The organism is Paenibacillus sp. JT22N12 (assembly GCF_056269365.1).
Map to the genome: position 1 here is coordinate 683,625 of NZ_JBWDNU010000003.1, position 20,347 is coordinate 703,971.

Annotated in this window: 15 protein-coding genes; all 15 read right to left on the reverse strand. The window is 53.3% G+C overall.

Annotated elements, in window-relative coordinates; genetic code table 11:
* Positions 1–79: 79 nt before the first annotated feature.
* On the reverse strand, positions 80–1,435 hold the full coding sequence (locus AC0YOA_RS14410; protein WP_475770573.1) for a HAMP domain-containing sensor histidine kinase: 1,356 nt from the start codon (positions 1,433–1,435) through the stop codon (positions 80–82).
* On the reverse strand, positions 1,432–2,130 hold the full coding sequence (locus tag AC0YOA_RS14415) for a response regulator transcription factor (RefSeq protein WP_210040577.1): 699 nt from the start codon (positions 2,128–2,130) through the stop codon (positions 1,432–1,434). The genes AC0YOA_RS14410 and AC0YOA_RS14415 overlap by 4 nt, the downstream gene beginning before the upstream one ends.
* A 213-nt stretch (positions 2,131–2,343) precedes the next feature.
* On the reverse strand, positions 2,344–3,906 hold the full coding sequence (locus AC0YOA_RS14420) for an ABC-F family ATP-binding cassette domain-containing protein (protein WP_210040575.1): 1,563 nt from the start codon (positions 3,904–3,906) through the stop codon (positions 2,344–2,346).
* Positions 3,907–4,069: 163 nt separating this feature from the next.
* Positions 4,070–5,674 carry a serine/threonine protein kinase gene (locus tag AC0YOA_RS14425; RefSeq protein WP_475787165.1) on the reverse strand — a complete coding sequence of 535 codons (1,605 nt, stop codon included), beginning with the start codon at positions 5,672–5,674 and terminating at the stop codon, positions 4,070–4,072.
* Positions 5,675–5,911: 237 nt separating this feature from the next.
* Positions 5,912–6,928 (reverse strand): SAM-dependent methyltransferase, encoded by a 1,017-nt coding sequence (locus AC0YOA_RS14430; protein WP_475787166.1) that lies wholly within the window; start codon positions 6,926–6,928, stop codon positions 5,912–5,914.
* Positions 6,925–7,713, reverse strand: a complete 789-nt coding sequence (locus tag AC0YOA_RS14435; RefSeq protein WP_475787167.1) for an ABC transporter ATP-binding protein — start codon at positions 7,711–7,713, stop codon at positions 6,925–6,927. Before AC0YOA_RS14435 ends, AC0YOA_RS14430 begins: the two co-directional genes overlap by 4 nt.
* A gap of 18 nt (positions 7,714–7,731) precedes the next feature.
* Entirely contained in the window at positions 7,732–8,037 is a 306-nt protein-coding gene (locus tag AC0YOA_RS14440) for a cyclic-phosphate processing receiver domain-containing protein (RefSeq protein ID WP_475787168.1), read from the reverse strand.
* The gene (locus tag AC0YOA_RS14445) at positions 8,034–8,870 is read right to left on the reverse strand and encodes a deoxyribonuclease IV (protein ID WP_475787169.1); all 837 of its coding nucleotides are present in this window, start codon (positions 8,868–8,870) and stop codon (positions 8,034–8,036) included. Before AC0YOA_RS14445 ends, AC0YOA_RS14440 begins: the two co-directional genes overlap by 4 nt.
* Before the next feature lie 4 nt (positions 8,871–8,874).
* Positions 8,875–9,690, reverse strand: a complete 816-nt coding sequence (locus tag AC0YOA_RS14450) for an Fpg/Nei family DNA glycosylase (RefSeq protein WP_475787170.1) — start codon at positions 9,688–9,690, stop codon at positions 8,875–8,877.
* Between the two features lie 31 nt (positions 9,691–9,721).
* On the reverse strand, positions 9,722–10,534 hold the full coding sequence (locus AC0YOA_RS14455) for a TIGR01457 family HAD-type hydrolase (protein WP_475787171.1): 813 nt from the start codon (positions 10,532–10,534) through the stop codon (positions 9,722–9,724).
* Positions 10,535–11,626 carry a Gfo/Idh/MocA family protein gene (locus AC0YOA_RS14460; protein ID WP_475787172.1) on the reverse strand — a complete coding sequence of 364 codons (1,092 nt, stop codon included), beginning with the start codon at positions 11,624–11,626 and terminating at the stop codon, positions 10,535–10,537.
* Positions 11,623–13,113, reverse strand: coding sequence for a ribonuclease H-like domain-containing protein (locus AC0YOA_RS14465; RefSeq protein WP_475787173.1), 1,491 nt, complete (start codon positions 13,111–13,113; stop codon positions 11,623–11,625). The genes AC0YOA_RS14460 and AC0YOA_RS14465 overlap by 4 nt, the downstream gene beginning before the upstream one ends.
* Positions 13,110–15,395 (reverse strand): DEAD/DEAH box helicase, encoded by a 2,286-nt coding sequence (locus AC0YOA_RS14470; protein WP_475787174.1) that lies wholly within the window; start codon positions 15,393–15,395, stop codon positions 13,110–13,112. Before AC0YOA_RS14470 ends, AC0YOA_RS14465 begins: the two co-directional genes overlap by 4 nt.
* Before the next feature lie 232 nt (positions 15,396–15,627).
* Positions 15,628–16,575, reverse strand: a complete 948-nt coding sequence (gene rnz, locus AC0YOA_RS14475; RefSeq protein ID WP_475787175.1) for a ribonuclease Z — start codon at positions 16,573–16,575, stop codon at positions 15,628–15,630.
* Positions 16,576–16,869: 294 nt separating this feature from the next.
* A complete protein-coding gene (metH, locus tag AC0YOA_RS14480) occupies positions 16,870–20,310 on the reverse strand; it encodes a methionine synthase (protein ID WP_475787176.1) in 3,441 nt (1,146 codons plus the stop codon).
* Between the last annotated feature and the right edge of the window lie 37 nt (positions 20,311–20,347).

A 20,347-nucleotide genomic window follows, 5' to 3' on the forward strand; every position in this document is an offset into this window, starting at 1 on the left:
AAATAATGCCGGTCAAAACGGGAACGGCTTCGCATTCAAGACATTGAACCTGCGAAGCGGTTGTCGCTTAAAGACCGGCTTATTTTTTTTGCGGTAATATAATGGTAATCGTGGTCCCCTGCTCATGCTTGCTGGAGACGTCGATTTGACCGTCGTGCAGCTCTACAATCCGCTTGGCAATGGATAGCCCGAGTCCGACTCCGCCGGTGGAACGGCTTCTTGCTCCATCAACCCGGAAGAAGCGTTCAAATAAATATGGCATTTCTTCCTCGGGTATACCGATCCCTTTGTCGGAAACCGCGATGCGGACGGAGGATTTGGTTAACGTGAAGGTTATGTCTATCGGCTCTTTGCTGTACTTGATGGCATTGTCCAGCAGGATGACCATCAGCTGACGGACTTTCTCCTTATCCGCAGTAATCCTAAGCTCCGGCTTGGGCGAATGCACGCGTATCAGGCGCTGGAAGGTCATATACAGCATATCGGCCGTTTCATCGGCCAACTGGACCACATTGAAGGTCTCCATGTTCAGCCAAGCCTCCTGCTCCGCCTGTGCCAGCATCAGCATGGATTTTGTCAGGTTTTGCAGCCGCTGGGATTCTTTGCTGATCGCTTCAATCGCTTCGTCGCGGATTTTCTCGTCGTCCCTTCCCCACCGCTTCAGCATGTTTGCATAGCTGCTGATCACCGTAATCGGGGTTTTCAATTCATGGGAGGCATCCGCTACAAACTGCTTCTGATGCTCGAAGGTCCGGTCCAGCCGGTTAATCATCTGGTTAAAGGCTCTGGCAAGCTGCAGCAGCTCCGCCGATTGATCCTTCTGATTCAGTTCAATCAGACGAAGCTTGCCGCTGCGGTCGATCTCACGCATCGTTTGGACCATATGCTGGATCGGCGAAGTCAGCCTGGAGGTAAACCAGTAGGTCCCCAATATAGCAAACAAAACCGCACCGATGCTGGTAATCGAAAGTGCGATAACCAGAACCTGCAGGTAGCTGTCCAACAAAGTAAGCTTGCGGTAAAGCTCGAGTGTCCCGATCACCTGAGACTCCTGGTAAAGCGGAACCTTCATATACAGCGCTCTGCGCCCATCGATAAAAATCATGCCGGTGTCATGCTGTGTGGTAAACACCGGCTTCAAATCTAAAAGCTGCGGGTCGGAGCCCTGTACATTAATGACCTTGCCCTGCGGGTCGACAATGCGGATCAATTCGCTCACATTGTAATAGTCCCGCAGCAGATCATATTCCTTCAGTCTCAGCGGGTCGTTGATCCGCTTGTCCTCCAGCAGAATATTCACTTTGTTCGTCAGCAGCTGATCTTCACTGCGCATCGATATCTTGATCACAAACAGATAGACGAAAATGTTAAACAAAATCAGAATGAAGATTAACCAGAAAATCGTAAAAAATGTGAACCTTCTCCGTAAGGTCATGCGTCCGGCTCCTTAAGCATATAACCTACCCCGCGGACTGTATGAATCAGCTTATGCCGGTAGCCTTTATCGATTTTCTGGCGCAGATATCGGATATACACGTCGACAAGGTTGGTCTCTCCGATGAAATCATATCCCCAAACCTCGGACAGGATGTCCTCCCGCGATTTCTCTTCATTCTTATGCTCGGCCAAATAAACGAGCAGCTCGAACTCCCGCGGCGTCAGTTCAATCGGGATATCTTTGCGGAAGACCTTCCTGGAGCGCAGCTCAATGGAAAGATCCGCAGTCTTGAGAATATCCGGACTTTCCGTCTCCTTCGGCTGCTGTTGAAATATGCGAAGCAAATTACGAACCCGCGCAAGCAATTCCTCCATTGCAAACGGCTTCGTAATATAGTCATTGGCGCCATGCTCGAAGCCGCTGACCTTATCCGGTATCGTGTCACGTGCGGTCAGCAGGATGATCGGTATCGGATTGCCCGCGTTCCGCAGACGGCGCAATACCTCAATGCCGTTGAGCTCCGGCAGCATGACATCCAGCAGGACCAGGTCCCACTCATTCGATTCCGCTTGTGTTATTCCGCTCCTGCCGTCTGCGGCACGCCCTACGGAATAGCCTTCGTGCTCAAGCTCAAGCTGCAGAATGCGGGCGATGCCATCTTCATCTTCTATAACAAGGATGCGTTCGTTCATCTGGTTGTCCTCCTACTTCTTTGCGATCAATTAGAGGCCATTATTTCCCCTATCATAATGAAGCAAAGCGTTGAATGCAAGTGGGAGTCCATGGTGACCGCAAGCAGCAGTTAACTTGTATATGCAGCGAACAGCATCGCCGGCCGGAGAGCTTCCTGGAATGGAAGGTCCCCAGAATTGATTTATCATCATCAAATTGTGGATATTAGAAAATTATCGTTGACTGCTGCTCTGCATGGACCATGCCTCGACATCCCACACCTTTGTGACCCAATCCTCATAGAATTCCGGCTCATGAGAGACCAGGATGATCGTGCCTTTGAATGCTTTAAGGGCCCGTTTGAGCTCTTCTTTGGCTACTACGTCCAAATGGTTGGTCGGCTCATCAAATGCAATCCAGTTGCTCTCACGCATCATCAGCTTGCACAGGCGGACTTTCGCCTGCTCGCCGCCGCTAAGATGACTCAGCGCCCGTGTAATATGCTCATTCTTCAGTCCGCAGCGGGCCAGCGCGCCCCGCACTTCGCTCTGGGTCATATGGGAGAACTCGTTCCAGACATCATCCAGCGGAGTCAGGCTAGGCGCTTTGGCCTCCTGTTCAAAATAAGCGGGAAACAGGAAATCCCCGCGGTAGGTCTTCCCGTCAAGCGGTGGAATGACCCCAAGTATCGTCTTGAGGAGCGTGGATTTGCCGACACCGTTGCAGCCGACAATCGCAATCTTGTCTCCTCGCTCAATCAGCATGTTCATCTCCGGCAGCAGCGGCTTGGAGTATCCGATGGCAAGTCCTGTCGCCTCAAATACGGTTTTGCCGCTTGAACGGGATTCCTTGAAGCTGAAGGTCGGTTTCATGGCTTCATCCGGACGGTCGATCCGGTCTATGCGGTCAAGCTGCTTCTCGCGGCTTTTGGCCCGTCCGCTTGTCGAAGCGCGCGCTTTATTGCGTTGAATGAAATCTTCCTGCTTCTTGATGTATTCCTGCTGCTTCTCATAAGCATCTATATGCTGCGCTTTATTCAGGTCCGCCATCTGCAGAAACTTCTCGTAGTTCGCCGTGTAGCGGGTGAGCTTGGCAAACTCAAGATGGTAAATGATATTGACGACTTCATTCATAAAGCCCGTTTCGTGGGATATGAGCACAAAGGCGTACGGGTAGTTCTTCAAATAATTCGTCAACCAGGTAATATGCTCTTCGTCCAAATAGTTCGTAGGCTCATCCAATAATAAGACCGTCGGTTTCTCCAGCAGCAGCTTGGCAAGAAGCACCTTCGTACGCTGGCCCCCGCTTAATGAGGAGACGTCGCGATCCAGACCTATGGCATTCAGCCCCAGACCATTTGCCATCTCCTCCACCTTGACATCCAGCAGGTAGAAATCGCCGATTTCCAGCTCCTCCTGAATCTCGCCCATCCGGACAAGCAGCTCTTCCAATTTGTCCGCATCCGCGTCCGCCATTTGAGCGGCGATTTCATTGAGCTCCTTCTCGAGCTCCAGCAGCGGGAGATATGCATCCTTCAGCACATCGCGAATGGTTTTGCCCGGCGTCAGCTGGGTGTGCTGATCCAGGTAGCCGTAACGCACACGCGGTGTCCATTCCACTTTGCCGCTATCCTTCAGCAGCTTGCCTGTCAAAATATTCATCATGGTTGATTTGCCGGTACCATTGGCGCCGACAAGTCCGACATGCTCTCCTGCGAGCAGACGGAAGGAAACGTTTCTGAATAAGGTGCGGTCACCAAAATTATGGGATAAATCTTCAACTGTCAGTAAACTCATGTTCATGTGCTCCGTTTCTGTATGGTCGTTTAACGATCGGCATGCTTCCCGCATCCGTAGAAATAAGCACTGAGCCAAATTGCGGCATTAGTGCGTTAACCGGCAGAATATCCATACCGCTCGCGTACCATTGTATCACAGGAGCTTGTCAATTGTGTCAACTTCAAGCAAAAAGGTTGCTTATAAAGGGCTGAAAGGCCTTCTCAAGCGCTTTCATCCAGGACAAGCGGGCGGTTGCCCACCCACCGCTCCACATCAGCTCTGCCCATGCTTCAGCAGGCAGCAGCGGGATGGATATTGCAGGCTTGCCTGGAATCATCGACAGCCACTCTGTGCGGTAATTGAATTTCATATCCTTGTTGGCGATCCACTTCGTCGCAAGACCCAGCTTATCGCGCTCGAAGCAAAGGACTTGAGCCGCCTTAATCCGCGAAGGCGTCCATTTGAAGGGAAGAGGGTCTACCACGAACAATAATATATCGGCGCTCAGAAGCTGCTCCTCCGCTTCCCGCTCAGTCCATTTGCTGGATACATCGGTTATGACCACTGACTGGTTGAGAGATTCCATCATCAATCTGTATTTCAGCGCATGATCCGCACTCTCCCGGGGAAGCTCAGGAAGAAGCGTGTGCCAGACGATATGATTCTCGCTGCTTGTGCACGTCCGCGTAAAGCGTGAATCCAGCGGCCTGTCCGAATCGGGGATGGATGAGGCTGCCTCCAAATTCAACAAGGCATGCCATTCAGGCTCAAGCAGCGGATGCTCCACCGCCGCACAGTCTATACCATGCTGCTGCAACAAACGGGCAAGCGTGATGGAGGTGAAGGTGGATCCGGCACCGGGTGACAACGAGGCAACGGTAATATGCAGGACAGCTTTGTCTACTTTAAGACTATACCGCTGTCCAGCGCGAGCAGACGGTCCATGATTACTTATGGCCTGCGCGCCGGCCCTGCCGTTCTTCAGGCAGTCTTCCATTGCGCTCCTAGCTTCGAGCATGGAGGGATAACGGCATTTGGGCCGCGGATCGACCATCTGACCGATCACACCCCGGACCGAAGCTGAGATATGCGCAAGCATACCGCTTCCCGTCATTCCGCTGCTTTTCAGTTTTGTCCCTCCGCTGAGAAGATAGAACAGCAGCGCTCCAAGCCCGAACACATCCGTTCGCGCATCGCTTTGTCTCTCCCCTTCCTGCTCCGGAGCTGCGAAGCCAGGCGTTCCCAGCTTGACTGTGTCGTGCTCCTGTCCGGATTTATACCTTCTGGCGATTCCGAAATCAATCAGACGCACGTATCCGCTATGGTCAAGCATCACATTGGTCGGCTTGAGGTCGCGGTGAATAATAGGCGGATTTTGCATATGCAGATAATGAAGGGCGTCACTAAGCTGAATGCCTGTCTCGAGCGCATCTTCTTCAGACATAATCCCCGTTCTGCTGCTTCTTAAACGCGATTGCAGCGTATCGCCGTCAATATAATCCATGACCAGTATTTCCCTCCCCTCACCATCAGGAGGGTAATAATCGACGATCAGCGGAAGTCTCGGATGATTGAGCCTCATCAATAAGGCAGCCTCTTCAGCGCTGTACAAACCATCCGCAGTAGGAGGCTTATTCACTTTCAGGGCGCGTAGCTTTCCCTGCAGCCGGAGATCCTCTGCCGCATATACCTCCCCCATCCCGCCCTGGCCGATCAATCCTGCAATCCGATACCGCTCCCCGATTACAGCTCCAATTTCATACCCGTAATTCCCTTCCATGTCCATCTTCCGGTCCTCCCGTTCCTGTCATTTATACAACCCCACCTTACTAAAAACAAGAAAACAGGAAGAAACAGCTGCCTCCATCCCCTGGCGGCAAAAGCAAAGCTTCTCCCATTGGACCTTATAGACATCTACAGGAGCAAACTTTATTGATATAAGATCAAAAAAAGCACCCCGAACATACAGACTCTTGGTCTGTACGATCGGGATGCTTTCCCAAACATTAGCCTATAGGTTTGTTTACCGTTTAATCAAGTATAACGTAATTTCATCACGGTTGTGAAACAATTGTTTTGCTTTGATCAGCACGAATGCGGACACCAGCTTGGCAATAACGTCACGGATCGTTTGAAGCGGTTTTTTGTGCATCAGCTTGAGGGTAATGATCGCTGTTGCACCAGGTGAAAGGGCATCGATCTGCTCCAGCACCAGCTTCGCCATTTGCATGGGGCTCCAGCTCATGTCGCAGACCAGCAAATCAAATGTTTCCGGGTTGAACTTCACATCCGAAGCATTTTTCTTCAAATAGGTCAGCCGGTGATAGCTGGCCAGTGAAGGATGCAGATCGGCGGGATCGACAGAAGTGACACGAAGACCGCGGTCAAGCAGCAAATGGGTCCACCCTCCGGGGGCCGCACCGATGTCGAGCGCTTCGCCATATTCGGCAAAATCAAGCTTGAAGGTCCGCTCCGCTTCCAGCAGCTTGAACTTTGCCCTGGAGATCTGGCCATCTTCACGCTGAAATCGGACCGCTCCGCCCGGCCAGTCCGACAGCTGCTCCTCGGGTGTGCCCCAGCCGACATAGAACTCCTCTGGACCCGCATAAATGGAAAGAATCAAATCCGGCGACTGCATTGCCGGCTCGCTGCCAAGCTCAGTCAGCACCGCATCCAGCACAGCCTTCGTATCGGCTGCCGAATAAATAAAAGGCGTACGCTCGGCACGCCTCAGATGCACGGCAGCCGAGCGGCCTTCACAACGAATGCGCGCACTGCGCACCAGATCGGACAGAGCCTCCAGATCATCGGCATTCCCATAAATGGGAAGCGCACGATCGATCGGCTGGATATGGCGCAGGAAAATCGGCTCCTTTGCTTGCAATACGGCCAATACCTCTTCACGGCTTTGCGGGAGCTCCATGCGAAAAATCTCCCCGGCAGCCAGCTGGGTAAATTTAATCCCATCAAATAAACGCCGCAGCTCTTCCATTGCATAACTGGCAAAGCCATGATTAGCCGTTCCGATCCACTGCGTCAACGCTCCATTCCTCCCTGCCTTGCGACAGCCCGAATCCACGGCCTGCCATCTACCCACTCCACTTCAACCGGCCAGTCATAAGCTTGACTAAGCGCCTCCGCACTCAACACCTGTTCTTTGGGACCCGCTGCCGTCAGCCGTCCTTCATGCAGAAGGGCAACATGGGTGAACAACGGGATAATCTCCTCCAGATGATGGGTCACATAAACCACCATCAACCCCCGGTCGCTCAATCTGCCCAGATCAACCAGAAGCTTCTCCCGTTCATGCAGATCAAGACCCGCACATGGCTCGTCCATAATGAGAAGCTTGGGATTCGACATCAGAGACCGCGCAAGGAGTATTTTTTTGCGTTCCCCTTGTGATAGCGTTCCAAGCGGCTGATAGGCCATATGGCCGAGCCCTACTTCTTCAACGAGGCGTATCGCCTTCAGGCGGACTTCCTCATCAATAGCCTGATAGAAACGCAAAAATGCGTATTCTCCTGTTGCAACAATTTCCCAAACCGGATCGGTTAGTGAAAGCTTCTCGATAACGGATTGGCTGATATATCCGATTTCCTTGCGCACCTCACGCACGTCGCAAGCGCCGTAACGGTTGCCCAGCACATCGACCGTACCGGAGGATGGAAACATATAACCAGTCATCATTTCCATCAGTGTCGTTTTGCCCGAGCCATTGCGCCCCAGAATAACCCAGTGCTGGCCTTTCTCCATATGTAAATTAACACCGGTCAAGATATCACGCTCTTCACGGCGCAGTGTTATTTCATTCAAATGAATCATTTCGTATTCCCCCTGTTATTACACCAGCATTGGTCCATTATGAATTACAATATGGGATGGCGCATGCTGAAGCAGTAATTCCATCATCTGCGCTCGGCCTGCGGGACTGGATGTATGAAAATAAATCGTAAGCGGGTATCGGCCGCTCTCCACGATGTACCTGGCTACTTCAAGGCCTGTGGGCTGACCCCATCCCAGATCGTAGTCAAGCGATAGAATATTCACTTCTTCATGCCCCAGAAGCTGCTTGCAATCCTCGGCATTTTTGACAAGTGTGAAGCCCGCCGGACAAGCCCGGTAATCATCGAGATACACATTAATCATCGGCTTCCTCCCATACTCCGAACAAGCTTGAGCTGTTCCTTGTGTGTACCGTCCGCGCCAGACGGCGTCTCCAAAATAAAGGGGATCTGTGCAAGTGCAGGGTGGTTGAGCAGCCATCTGAAGCCTGCTTCGGCGATGTACCCTTCGCCGATAACGGCATGGCGATCACGCTTCTCGCCGGAAGGGTATACCGAATCATTCAAATGGATGGCAATCAGATCCGGGAGAACACCAAGCTCCTCCGCCTTCTCCATCCATGGCGCATCTGGGCTTCCATTCCACACTCCGCTCGCAAACAAATGACAGGTATCGAGGCAAAAGCCGATTTTCTCCTTGTCGGCACATAAGCTTCGCACCTGGGCAAGCTCCTCAATCGTTGTTCCCATAAACGTATGGTCGCCCGCCTGATTCTCGATGAGCAGCTTGGCACGGCCGCTCCATTGCGTCGTTACGCTGCTTAATGTATGAACGGCATTGCGGTACCCTTCCAGAGGGTCTTTGCCCTTATATACGCCAAAATGAACCACCACGCCAAGCGATCCGCACGCCTCCGCAATGTCCAGGTCATTCAGCAGCGACAGGACCGTACGCTTACGCTGGTCCTCGCTCTCCGCTGCCACATTCGTGGGATAAGGAGTATGGCCAATGGAGACGATCCCCTGCTTCAGGCAAAATTCCGAACAGCGTGCGCCATCGCTGGCATCAAATGCCTTGATGCTCAAGCTTCTCGGGTTTTTTGGAAAATATTGAAAGGCATTGGCCCCCAGCGCTGCCGCGCGCTTGGCCGCTTCAAGGTAACCGCCTCTTGTCGACACATGAGAACCGGCGAGCATAGGCTTACCGGTCCTTTTGGCAGGATGGGCAATAAAACATTTTGCGGGAGTTGATCTCTCCCTGCTCAATCGTCCCATCGCACCGAACGCACGGCTCCCCGCCACGATCATACACAAGGCAGTGGTCGTTGTAGCCGCCGGTCAATGTATCGTCAGCCGTCAATGGCATTTCCATATATCCGCCGAGGGAGGCTGCATTCAGCAGCACTTTATGCATGGAATGGTACAGATTCTCCCAGGTTGCCGGCTCCAGATCGGATATGTGGGCATCTGGACGGACAGCGGCATCGAATACGATTTCGTCGGCATAGCAATTGCCAATACCGGAGACGACCTGCTGATTCACAAGTGCGGTCTTCAGCGATCCTCTTTTTCCGGCAAAACGTTTCTTGAACTGCTCGAGCGTCAATCGTTTATCCAGCGGGTCGGGTCCTAATTTGGCCAGATGAGCTTCCACTTCCTTGACCTTGTAGAGGTGGATATAACCGAGCCGGAGACCGATAAAACATAATTCTCCATTCGGAAATTCAAGCGCCACCTGGACACTGCGGTCCGGACGCTCTGCCGGCGGTCCAAAATGAATCAGGCCCCCCAGCATCAAATGAAGCAGCAGCCGCTTGCCGTTGTCCAGATGAAACAGGAGCATTTTGCCCCTGCGCTCGACAAACAGCACCGTTGCGCCAACCAGCTCCTGAGTAAAAACCTCAACGGGCACATTGATTGATTTCTCGCGGGTAACTTCAACTTTTATAATCGGCTGCCCCGAAATGCGCTCAGCCAGCATCTTGCGATAGGTTTCCATTTCCGGCCATTCAGGCATCGGGTTCTCTTCCTTTCTCATATGCGGTGCTTTAGGATTGTAATTTGTCTGCGATGTAAGCTATTAGGGTATGTAAGTCTTCAATTACAGCACCAGCCTCGCAGCCGGCTGCTTGCAGAAGCGCAGCGTAATTCTCCTGAGTGGCAAGTCCGGTCAGCACCAGTATGGTCGGACAGCCGGCCGCATGGCCAGCCGCGATATCCGTCGCCGGGTTATCTCCAATCACCCAGGTCTCTCCGGCTGAAAGCGCCAAGCGCTCCAACGCCACATTCATTAATACACCGGACGGCTTGCCAATAAGCACCGGCTCGATTCCTGTCGCAGTTCTCAGCATCGCTGCGATCGTGCCGGCCCCCGGCAGCAGCTCGCCGTCAGAAGGAAGCAGCACATCCGGATTAGTCAGCACATAGCCGGCTCCGCCGCGGATATGACGGACAGCCGCAGACAAGCGGGCATAAGTAAGCTGGCGGTCGATTCCCTGAACCACAAAATCCGGATTCTCCTCCACCACCTGCAGACCTGCCTCGGCAGCAGCCGACTGCAGACCTTCTTCTCCAAGCACAAATACGCGCGCGCCCTGCTGCCGCTCCGCAATATAAGATGCAGCCGCCTGAGCGGAGGTGCATACATCGGAGGGTTCTGCAGGAATTCCCATGCCGGTCAGACGGCTGGCAATTACATCTGGTGCCGCTGTTGAATTGTTGGTCACAAACAGATAGGGAACCTGATTGTCGCGCAGCATGCGAATGAGCGCATCAGCGCCTTCAATCATTTTCTGACCGTTATAAAGGGTCCCGTCCAAATCAATCAGAAAACCCCGCATGGAGCTTACCGCGCCGGGCATTCAGGTCAACCCCTTATTCTCGGCAAGTACCCGATCTATCCAGTATTCCGCACGTACGCCATCCTCAATCGTCGGAGCCAGACCATTCCAGTTATCCTCTCCGGCATAACGCCGGATAAAGTGATGAAGCGCGGCAAAATGGGTATCAACCGAGAAGCCCATGGTCGCTTTTTCATCCGGAAGCAAGCTTAAGGAATCAGGCGCAGGCAAAGCGGAACGGCTGCCGCTGAGCAAATGGACGACGGGGACGGAATCGCGTTCCAGATCGCAGGTGATGGAACCTCTCGTGCCGACGATCTGAATATCATAGGCATCGGATCCAAGAGCAATGCGCGATACCTCCGCCGTTCCGATCACGCCCGAGGCAGTCGAATACGTCATCATGGCCCAGTCATCCACATCCACGTTCACAATTTCGCCGGTATCGGCGCTTGGACGCTTCTGAACATAGGTATTCGTTCGGCCGCTTACATCCGTAAGCTTGCCAAACCAGTGATGCAGCAAATCAATCACATGAACGCCAAGATCGCTGATGGCGCCGCCGCCGGACATACCGCTCTGCAGACGCCAGCTTACAGGGCGCTCCGGATTCAGATAGCCCGAGCGGCGGTAGGATATTTTGCATTGCAGCACATTGCCGATAATCTCCTCCGACAGCCAGCGCTTGATCCGCATGACGGCAGGATGGTAGCGGAAGGTAAAGGCGAGCTGCTGGCTGAGATCCGGCTTCCCTTGCACTTCAGCGAGGAGAGCCTGGGACCGGCTGTAGGATTCTGTTACCGGTTTCTCGCAGTAGATGGATTTGCCGCCTTTGAGCGCAGTCAAAACATCGTCGTAATGGTTCGCATTGGGCGTACAAATATCGAAGATGTCCACTCCATCGTCAGCCGCCGCCTCGACAGAGGATGCAGTCACATGGCGGAAGCCAATGGCTTGCGCCTGGGCACGGTGGAGATCAGGACGTCTGGTTACCAGTGTATCGAGCACCGGTATCAGCGGCGGGTTCTTGATTATAGGCATCGCACGAAGTGCGGTCATATGCGTTTTTGCGATATTTCCAAAGCCAAGTATGGCGAATCGCAGTTCTTTCATCCGTAAAGCCTCCCTGTCTTATGCCTGAGCCGTTCAATACGTTTGCGGATATTGTCGATCTCGGCGCGGCGTTTCGCGTCCAACCGCAGCCCCGAATACCGGTGCTGAACCAGCGATAAAGCCTCTTCGGCCAAAATCAGCGCTTCTTCAAGCTGCCTGGTCTTATGTTCAAAGTACATGGCAAGCTCGATATGGGCATTCCAATCCGGCCAATCGGAGCGCCGGGCCCCTTGTACAGCCTTCTGCCACAATAACACAGCACGCGGCCAATTTCCACATTTCTTGTCACGCTCTGCCAGCATGCACAGACAGGATGCCGGAGTATGCGATTCCTCAGAAAGCCGGACATACAGCGCTTCGGCATGCTGCAAAGCTCCCATTTTCTCCAGCCACAAGCCCGTTCGGAGAATCTCCTCCGGCTCTGTTGGATGTACGACGTATGTTCCGATCCGGCCTTCCAGGAGATGGCCGAAACGAATGGCGAGACAGGTCAGGGAAAGCATATCCGATTCATTATGAAGGAATACGCCAAGCAGAGGCTGCGGATCGGCATCGGCGAGGAATTGAAAATAAATCGTCGGGGCCAGAGAGCCTGGAACATCGTCTGTCCGTTGTATGCCGAGCCGCTCTTCTTCGACATGGCTCAGCCTGCAAGATACCAGGGTGTTGCGCCAGATGCTCCGCGACGGGTGGAGCAAATCGATATGCACAGGCTCCCACTTGAATTGCCGGTAACCGTTCAGAATAAATCTGTTCTGCAGCACAGGCCAGTCGAACGTCCGCCCGTTGTAGGTGACCAGATGGGTAAAGCGCGGCAGCAGCTCCTGCAAATAGGCCAGCATCGCCCGCTCTTCGGCAGGATGGCGAATCAGCATTTGCTCAACGACATAACCTTCCGCTTCCATATACCCGAGCCCAACCATAAAAGGCACATTCCCCGTTCCGACTCCAAGCCCGGTTGTCTCCAGATCAAGAAACAGGAGTCTCTCCGGATCTACCAAAGACGGCTCTGCGCTGCCAAGCAGTGTCGTCCCTGGCTTGCCGGCCTTCGCTGCAGCCCTTGATTCCCGCTTGACTTTCACACTATCAGCCAGCCGCTCAAAAGCACTCAGACCTGCAGCCGTGTCCTGAAGCTCCGATAAATGGTGCAAACCATGACGATGGGATAGGGGGTAACGGACCTTGCGGATCAGGAAGAAACCCTCTGATGACTCCTGAAGCACGACACTCATGCCATCCCAATTGCCCGAAAGCGAATCGGTATCGAGGGAATCGTCATCAGACGCAGAAGACTGCTCGTCTAATTTCCCTTGATGGATGGTAGTCGAATCCGGCTGCGCCGTGTGTGCTTGTTCCCATAATTCAGCCGCTATTTCCCGATTATTTTCTTCAGATGAGACGGCGCCCGCTTCATCGCCGCCGGCAATCGAAGCTCCGGCTGCAGCGGTGCCTCTAAGCCGCATGATCCGATCCCGAAGTCCGCTCATGAGCGGACTCCCGTTTCTTCAATCAAATCCAGCGCCAGCGATTTGCCGAGCAAGCCGACCTCCTCGATCGGTCCAACGCAGGCTGGACAGCCGCTAATACAGGTACAGGAGCGGATAAGCGACTTGGCATGCTGGAGCAGTTCGTCATGAACCTCATACAATCGCTCGCTCAGCCCGATACCGCCGGGATAGCGGTCATAGAAATAGATAGTGGGTCTTTTGGTATGTACGGCCTTGACCTGCGGCACAACGCGAATATCGAGCGGGTCGCACATCAGATATAGCGGAGCCAAATGGACCAGCACATTGGCAAGGCCCAGCAGTGCCTGCTGCATGTCATTGCTGCTCTTGCGAGCAGCCGCTTCTTCACTGAAGGAGAACCAGTATCCGCTCGTATGAAGCTCCTCCTCTGGCAGATGGATCGGTCCTGAGCCGATGTTCTCATGGGTGCGCAGACGGATTTTTTTGAATATGGTCGCTTTGGCGTTGATCGTAACCTCCCCGTACTGGCGCAGCAGCTCTCCGCTTTGGCGCTCTTTGTCAACATGGAGCACCTTCAGCTCCACCGCCATATTGGCATCGGTATAATAGTCGACATCAATTTCGCGTACAAAAGCCTTCTTCTCCGGATAATCGAGCTTCTCTACCTGGTACTGGACACCCTCATGAATGTATATGGCTTCCTCATGAATAAGCGTAGGCGCACTGAAACGATCCACCTCGCCAAGCACGCGGCTGCCATTGGTCATATCGATAATGATAAAATTCTCCTGCGCCGCTGACCGGAGCGATATGCCATGTGCCGGGAATGACTGCTCCATCCAGTACCACCGGTCCCTCACCCGGTGCAGCACCTTCTCCTCCGTCAGAAATTCAAGCATATGCTCGAGCGGCTCTTCCCCGAATTTCTCGCCGGCTTCGAATGGAAGCTCATAGGCGGCGCATTTGACATGATCAATCAATATCAATAAGTTATCGGGATGAATGAGTGCCCGCTCCGGCGGCCGGTTGAAGAAAAAATCCGGATTCTGAATCATATATTGATCCAGCGGATTGCTGCTTGCCACGAGGAAGGTTACCGATGTGCCCTGCCGTCTGCCTGCGCGGCCGGATTGCTGCCATGTACTGGCGATTGTCCCGGGATAGCCGTTCATGACACAGGCCTGCAGCTGCCCGATGTCGATGCCAAGCTCCAGTGCGTTGGTGCTGACAACGCCGCGGATCTCGCCGCTGCGCAGCCCGTGCTCGATCTCTCTCCTGAGCTTGGGCAAATAGCCTCCGCGATATCCTCTGATGGTCTTGGGGCCGAGCTCATCCTTTACGAGTTCCTGCAAATATGTCAGCAGAAGCTCGACTCTTACCCGGCTGCGCGCAAACACGATGGTCTGCACACCCTGACGCAGCAATGATGCGGCCAGCTTGCGCGATTCCAGTACGCTGCTGCGGCGGATGCCAAGCTGTTTATTCACGATAGGCGGATTGTAGCAGATGAAATGCTTTTCCCCCATCGGCGCACCGTTATTGTTAACCAGCCGCACACGCTCCCCGATCAGCCGCTCGGCATGCTCACCAGGGTTATCGATCGTCGCCGAAGCGCAGATAAACTGCGGATTTGAGCCATAAAACCGGCATATCCGCTTCAATCGGCGGATAACATTCGATACATGGCTTCCGAATACACCGCGGTAGGAATGCAGCTCATCTATTACAATGTATTTGACATTTTCAAACAATTTCACCCATTTGGTATGATGAGGCAGTATGGCCGAATGAAGCATATCCGGATTCGTGACCACGATATGTCCGGCGTTGCGAATGACCTGTCTGACAGTCGGCGGCGTATCGCCATCATAGGTATGTGTCTTCAAATCCACATCCATCGCCGCTGCCAGCTCCTGAAGCTCCGCTACCTGATCCTGCGCCAGGGCCTTTGTCGGGAACAGGTACAGCGCTCTGCCGCTGTCATTCTCAAGCAGCGACTGCAGCACCGGCAGGTTATAGCATAAGGTCTTGCCGGATGCCGTCGGCGTGACCGTAACGACATTCTGACCATCGCGCACCGCATGGTACGCCTCGGCCTGATGAACAAACAGCTGGCTGATCCCCCGCCCGCCCAGCGCTTCCGCAAGCTTGGGATGAATATCCGCCGGCATGGCAGTCGACCGCGCTTCCTTGGGCGGTATGGTATGCCAATGCGTCACATTATCCATGATTTCCGGTTGCTGCGTGAGCAGCTGCAGCCATTCGTCCAAGCTTGAAGCCTTCCCCGTCCACCGGTTCATGTGAAGTTCCCCCTTTGTATTTCTTAAATATGAATCTATGAAATGTAATATTAAACGGACATTCCTTATTAGTATGATAAAGATTTACTCGGTCTTCGCAGAACGTAATTCATGCCATCTCTTATATTGTACAGAATGCATGTTCGGTCCGCAATCGCAAATGACAAAGAACCGCCCTATCCCTGAGCGGGGTTGAAGGGCGGCTCTATGGAATGCCGGAACCAGGAAATTTTTATGCTTGCCGGCCATTCGTATCAGGTCTTGGCACAAGAATTTCCAGATAGTCGTAAGCGGCAGCGGAGGCTGGAAATATCGACTGGGCGTCGGCAATCAGCCCTTCGACAGCCTCGTCGTCGAAGCGGGAGCTGAAATGAGTCAGCACCAGCTTCCTGGCCCCTGCCCGGGAAGCGATCTGTGCGGCCTGAACCACTGTAGAATGTCCATAAGCCGCAGCCTTCTCTTCCATTCCAGCTGCGAATGTGGCTTCATGCACGAGCAGGTCAGCCCCTTCTGCCAGATGTACCGCATTTTCACAAGGCCGCGTGTCCCCAAGTATCGTGATGATTCTTCCAGGGAGACTCGCGCCGACCACATCCGAGGAGCGGATCACTTCTCCGTTCTCAAGCGTAATATCCTCACCATTCTTGAGTCTTCCGTACAGGGGACCGGGAGGAACGCCCAATTGAGTCAATTTCGCGATATCCAGATGCCCCTGCTGTGCCAGCTCCGTTATACGGTAACCGTAAGAAGGGAGACGATGCTCCAGCTCTTCCGTTTCGACCGAGAACCTTTCATCCTCCGCTACCAGCCCTGCCTCAGCTATCTCAATGATGTCCAGCTCATATTCAAGATGAACGCCGCTATGCTCGAAGACACTCTCCAGATATGCGCGCAGCCCGCTCGGCCCATAGATTTGCAACGGCCCCGCCCCATCAAAATAGGAACGGCTGGTAAGAAGTCCGGGCAGCCCGTAGATATGATCCCCATGCAGATGGGTAATCAGAATACGCTCCAGTCGGTTGAGCTTGAGCTTGCTCCCAAGCAAACGGTGCTGGGTGCCTTCTCCGCAATCAATGAGCCAAAACCCGTTTGAAGGTTCAGGCAGCTTGAGCGCTATCGATGTGACATTGCGTGCCTTGGTCGGTCTTCCTGCGCTTGTTCCCAGAAATACGATCTGCATAGCTGCTTACCTCCTAGTCCTCTGGCAAGAAGAAACTGCCCCCGTCCATTTCACGGCTGAAGCAAGTTCCTTCCCAATTGAACTTACAGAAAATTTATTTGGTTCGTGAAGATATAAATCCTATAAGTTTAACAATACCCTTAGCAGGACCGGTATAATACCGTTCTGCCAAGGGTATTTCTTGGGAAGCCGGGGATACTGCTATGACCAGATGCGACTCATTCGCATTTCGCTTCGTAATGAGACTTTCGGCAGAGCAGTATCCAATCATATCCAGCTTTCATACATTACGATTTACAGCTTTTCGACGTTAAAATACTGCGCTTCCGGATGAGCGAATACCATGGCGGAAACGGACGCCTCCGGCTCCATCATAAAGCCTTCCGTCAACTCGACCCCTATATCCTGCGGTTTCATCAGGTCGAACAGCGGCTCCTGGTCCTCCAGGTTCGGGCATGCCGGGTAGCCGAACGAAACACGAATCCCTTGGTAACGCGCCCCATGGCGCTGCTTCATCGTGAAATCATGCGGATCCGGGAAGCCCCATGTATCGCGCATCATATGATGTACGCGCTCGGCAAGCCCCTCCGCCACTTCAAGCGCAACGGATTGGTAAGCATGGGAACGCAGATAATCGCCGTTGTCCTTGAGCTGACCGGCCAATTCGCGCACCCCTTCACCGGCGGTCACGACGAGGAAGCCGACATAATCCATAATACCGCTGTCCACCGATTTCAGGAAATCCGCCAGACAGAGAAACGGCGCCACCTGCTGGCGCGGGAAAGAGAAGCGTTTGATTTCACGGCCAGGCTCCGCAGGGTCATAGATAATAATATCGTTGCCGGACGACTGTGCCGGGAAGAACCGGTACATGCCATGGGCATGAAGAGTCCCTTTTGCGGCGGCTTCCATCAGAATGGAATCGACCGTTTCCTTCAGCTGGACCGCTTTGCTGTTCTTCTCCGCCAGCAGTTGCTCTACACTTCCCTTGAGGCCCAGATGATGGCCCAGCAGCATCTGCATGTTGACATAAGGAACAATCTGCGGAATCGGGACATTACGCAGCACATGACGATCCAGATCCGGCGGAATGAAGACCGGTTTGTCTGTCGACACGTTGGAGCGGGTTGCCCGCGTAAGCTCCGGCAGCGGCTTCTTGACTTCTTCCTCAACGCTTCCGGCTGCCTTGAACGCGGCGAGATCGTCCTCATAAGCCTGCCTGAATTCCGGATTCATCAATTTATTGGCGATGTCCAGACCATCCATGGCATCCTTCGCATACAGCACGAGTCCGTCATATTCCGGGCTGATCCGCGTTCTTGTGAACTTGCGGGTCAATGCCGCGCCTCCGACAAGGATCGGGGCATCAATACCGGCATTACGCATATCCTGCGCGGTAATCACCATCTGCTGGGCGGACTTGACGAGCAGGCCGGATAATCCGATGGCATCCGCTTTTTCATTGCGGTAAGCTTCGATCAGCTTCTCCGGCGGCACCTTGATGCCCAGGTTTATGATTTTGTACCCGTTATTGGACAAAATGATCTCAACCAGATTCTTCCCGATATCGTGGACGTCGCCTTTAACAGTAGCCAAAATGATCTTGCCCTTGACTGCCGTTTCATTCTTCTCCATATGCGGCTCCAGATGGGCAACCGAGGCTTTCATCACTTCGGCGCTTTGCAGCACTTCGGCCACAATGAGCTCATTGTTGTTGAACAGCCGCCCAACCTCTTCCATCCCTTTCATCAGAGGACCGTTGATCACTTCAAGCGGCGAATATTTGCTCAGCGCCTCATCCAGATCAGGAATCAGCCCTTCCTTCGTTCCCTCCACCACATACGAGCCCAATCGCTCCTCAAGAGGCAAGCTCGACAATTTTTCTTTCTTTTCCACCTTCTTGTTGCGGAAAGCAGCCACAAATTGGGCTAATGTATCATCGTTCGTATTATAAATCAATTCCTCCGCCAATCGGCGCTCTTCTTCCGGAATGGACGCGTAGCGCTCCAGCTTCTCTGTGTTCACAATGGCGTAGTCCAGGCCCGCTTTGGTGGAATGATACAGATAAACAGAGTTGAGCACCTCGCGGCCCGCATCGGGAAGACCAAAGGAAATATTGCTCAAGCCCAGAATAGTCTTGGCTTTGGGGAATTTCTCCTTGATCATTTTGATCCCTTCAAGGGTCTCCACTGCGGAACCGATATACTGCGGATCACCGGAACCAACAGGGAACATATTCGGATCAAAAATAATATCCTCAGGGTTCATCCCGTATTTGTTGACCAGCAGGTCGTAGGAGCGTGCCGCCACCTCCATCTTGGCTTCGCGGGATACGGCTTGTCCGCGCTCATCTATTAATATACAGACGACCGATGCGCCGTAACGGTGAATCAGCGGCAGGATTTTTTCAAACTTGGTCTCGCCGTCCTCCAGGTTAATGGAGTTAATGATCGCTTTACCCTGGGAATACTTGAGCCCAAGCTCGATAATATGATCATAGGTGGAGTCAAGCATAAGCGGAACCTTGACTTTCTTGACCACCTCCGGCAGGAACATGTTGACCGCGTAGGCCTCATCGATATCCGTGTCCTGGAGATTGATGTCAATGACATGCGCTCCTCCTTTCACCTGAGCCCGTGCAACCTCCGACGCTTCTTCAAACTTGGCTTCCTTGATCAGCCGTTTGAATTTGCGCGAGCCGGAAATGTTCGTCCGCTCCCCAATCATAATCGGGCGGTTGTCTTCTTCAACAAAGACCGTCTCAATGCCGGACAAGGCAGCAGGATGATTGCCCATCTGCTGGCGCGGCGTATAATTGGCAAGCGTCTCCGCCAGCGCCTTGATATGCGCAGGCGTGGTTCCGCAGCAGCCGCCAGCGATATTAAGCCAGCCCTGCTCGGCAAAAGCAGCGATCTTCCCTGCCAGCGAGGTTGGCGATTCGTGATACAGGCCGTTCTCATCAGGGAGTCCCGCATTAGGGTAACAGCTTACCGCAGAGCGTGAGATCTCCGACAGCGAACGGATATGATCGCGCATAAATTCCGGACCTGTCGCGCAGTTCAGCCCGATCGAAATCGGATTCAAATGCTCCAGAGATATATAGAAGGATTCAATATTTTGTCCAGCAAGCGTCGTCCCCATGGGCTCAATCGTCCCGGAAATCATAATCGGCAGCGTGATGCCTGTGGTTTCAAACGCCTTGCTGATGCCGATTGTTCCTGCCTTTACGTTCAATGTATCCTGTGAGGTTTCAAGCAGAAGAGCGTCTACTTTACCCTCGATAAGGGCTACTGCCTGTTCGTAATAAGTGTCCACCAGGCCATCGAAGGTCACCCCGCCTGTGACAGAAAGCGTCTTCGTCGTAGGCCCCATGGCTCCGGCAACAAAACGCGGCCTTTCCGGCGTGGAAAACTTGTCTGCCGCTTGACGCGCTATGGCTGCAGCAGCCAGATTGATTTCCCGCGATTTCTCCGGAATATCATATTCGGCCAGAACCACTCCCGTTGCGCCGAAAGTATTCGTCTCCAGAATGTCGGCTCCTGCTTCCAGATATGCCTCGTGTATGGAAAGGATTACATCCGGACGAGTCAGAACGAGCATTTCATTACAGCCGTCCAGCTCTTCGCCCCCGAAATCCTCTGGACCCAGATCTTCCTGCTGAATCATCGTTCCCATTGCACCGTCGAGAATGAGAATGCGTTTTTGCAGCATTTGTTGTATAGTTGGTTTTGTCATCGATGCACTTCCCTTCCGCAACTGCAGACCTTCCCAA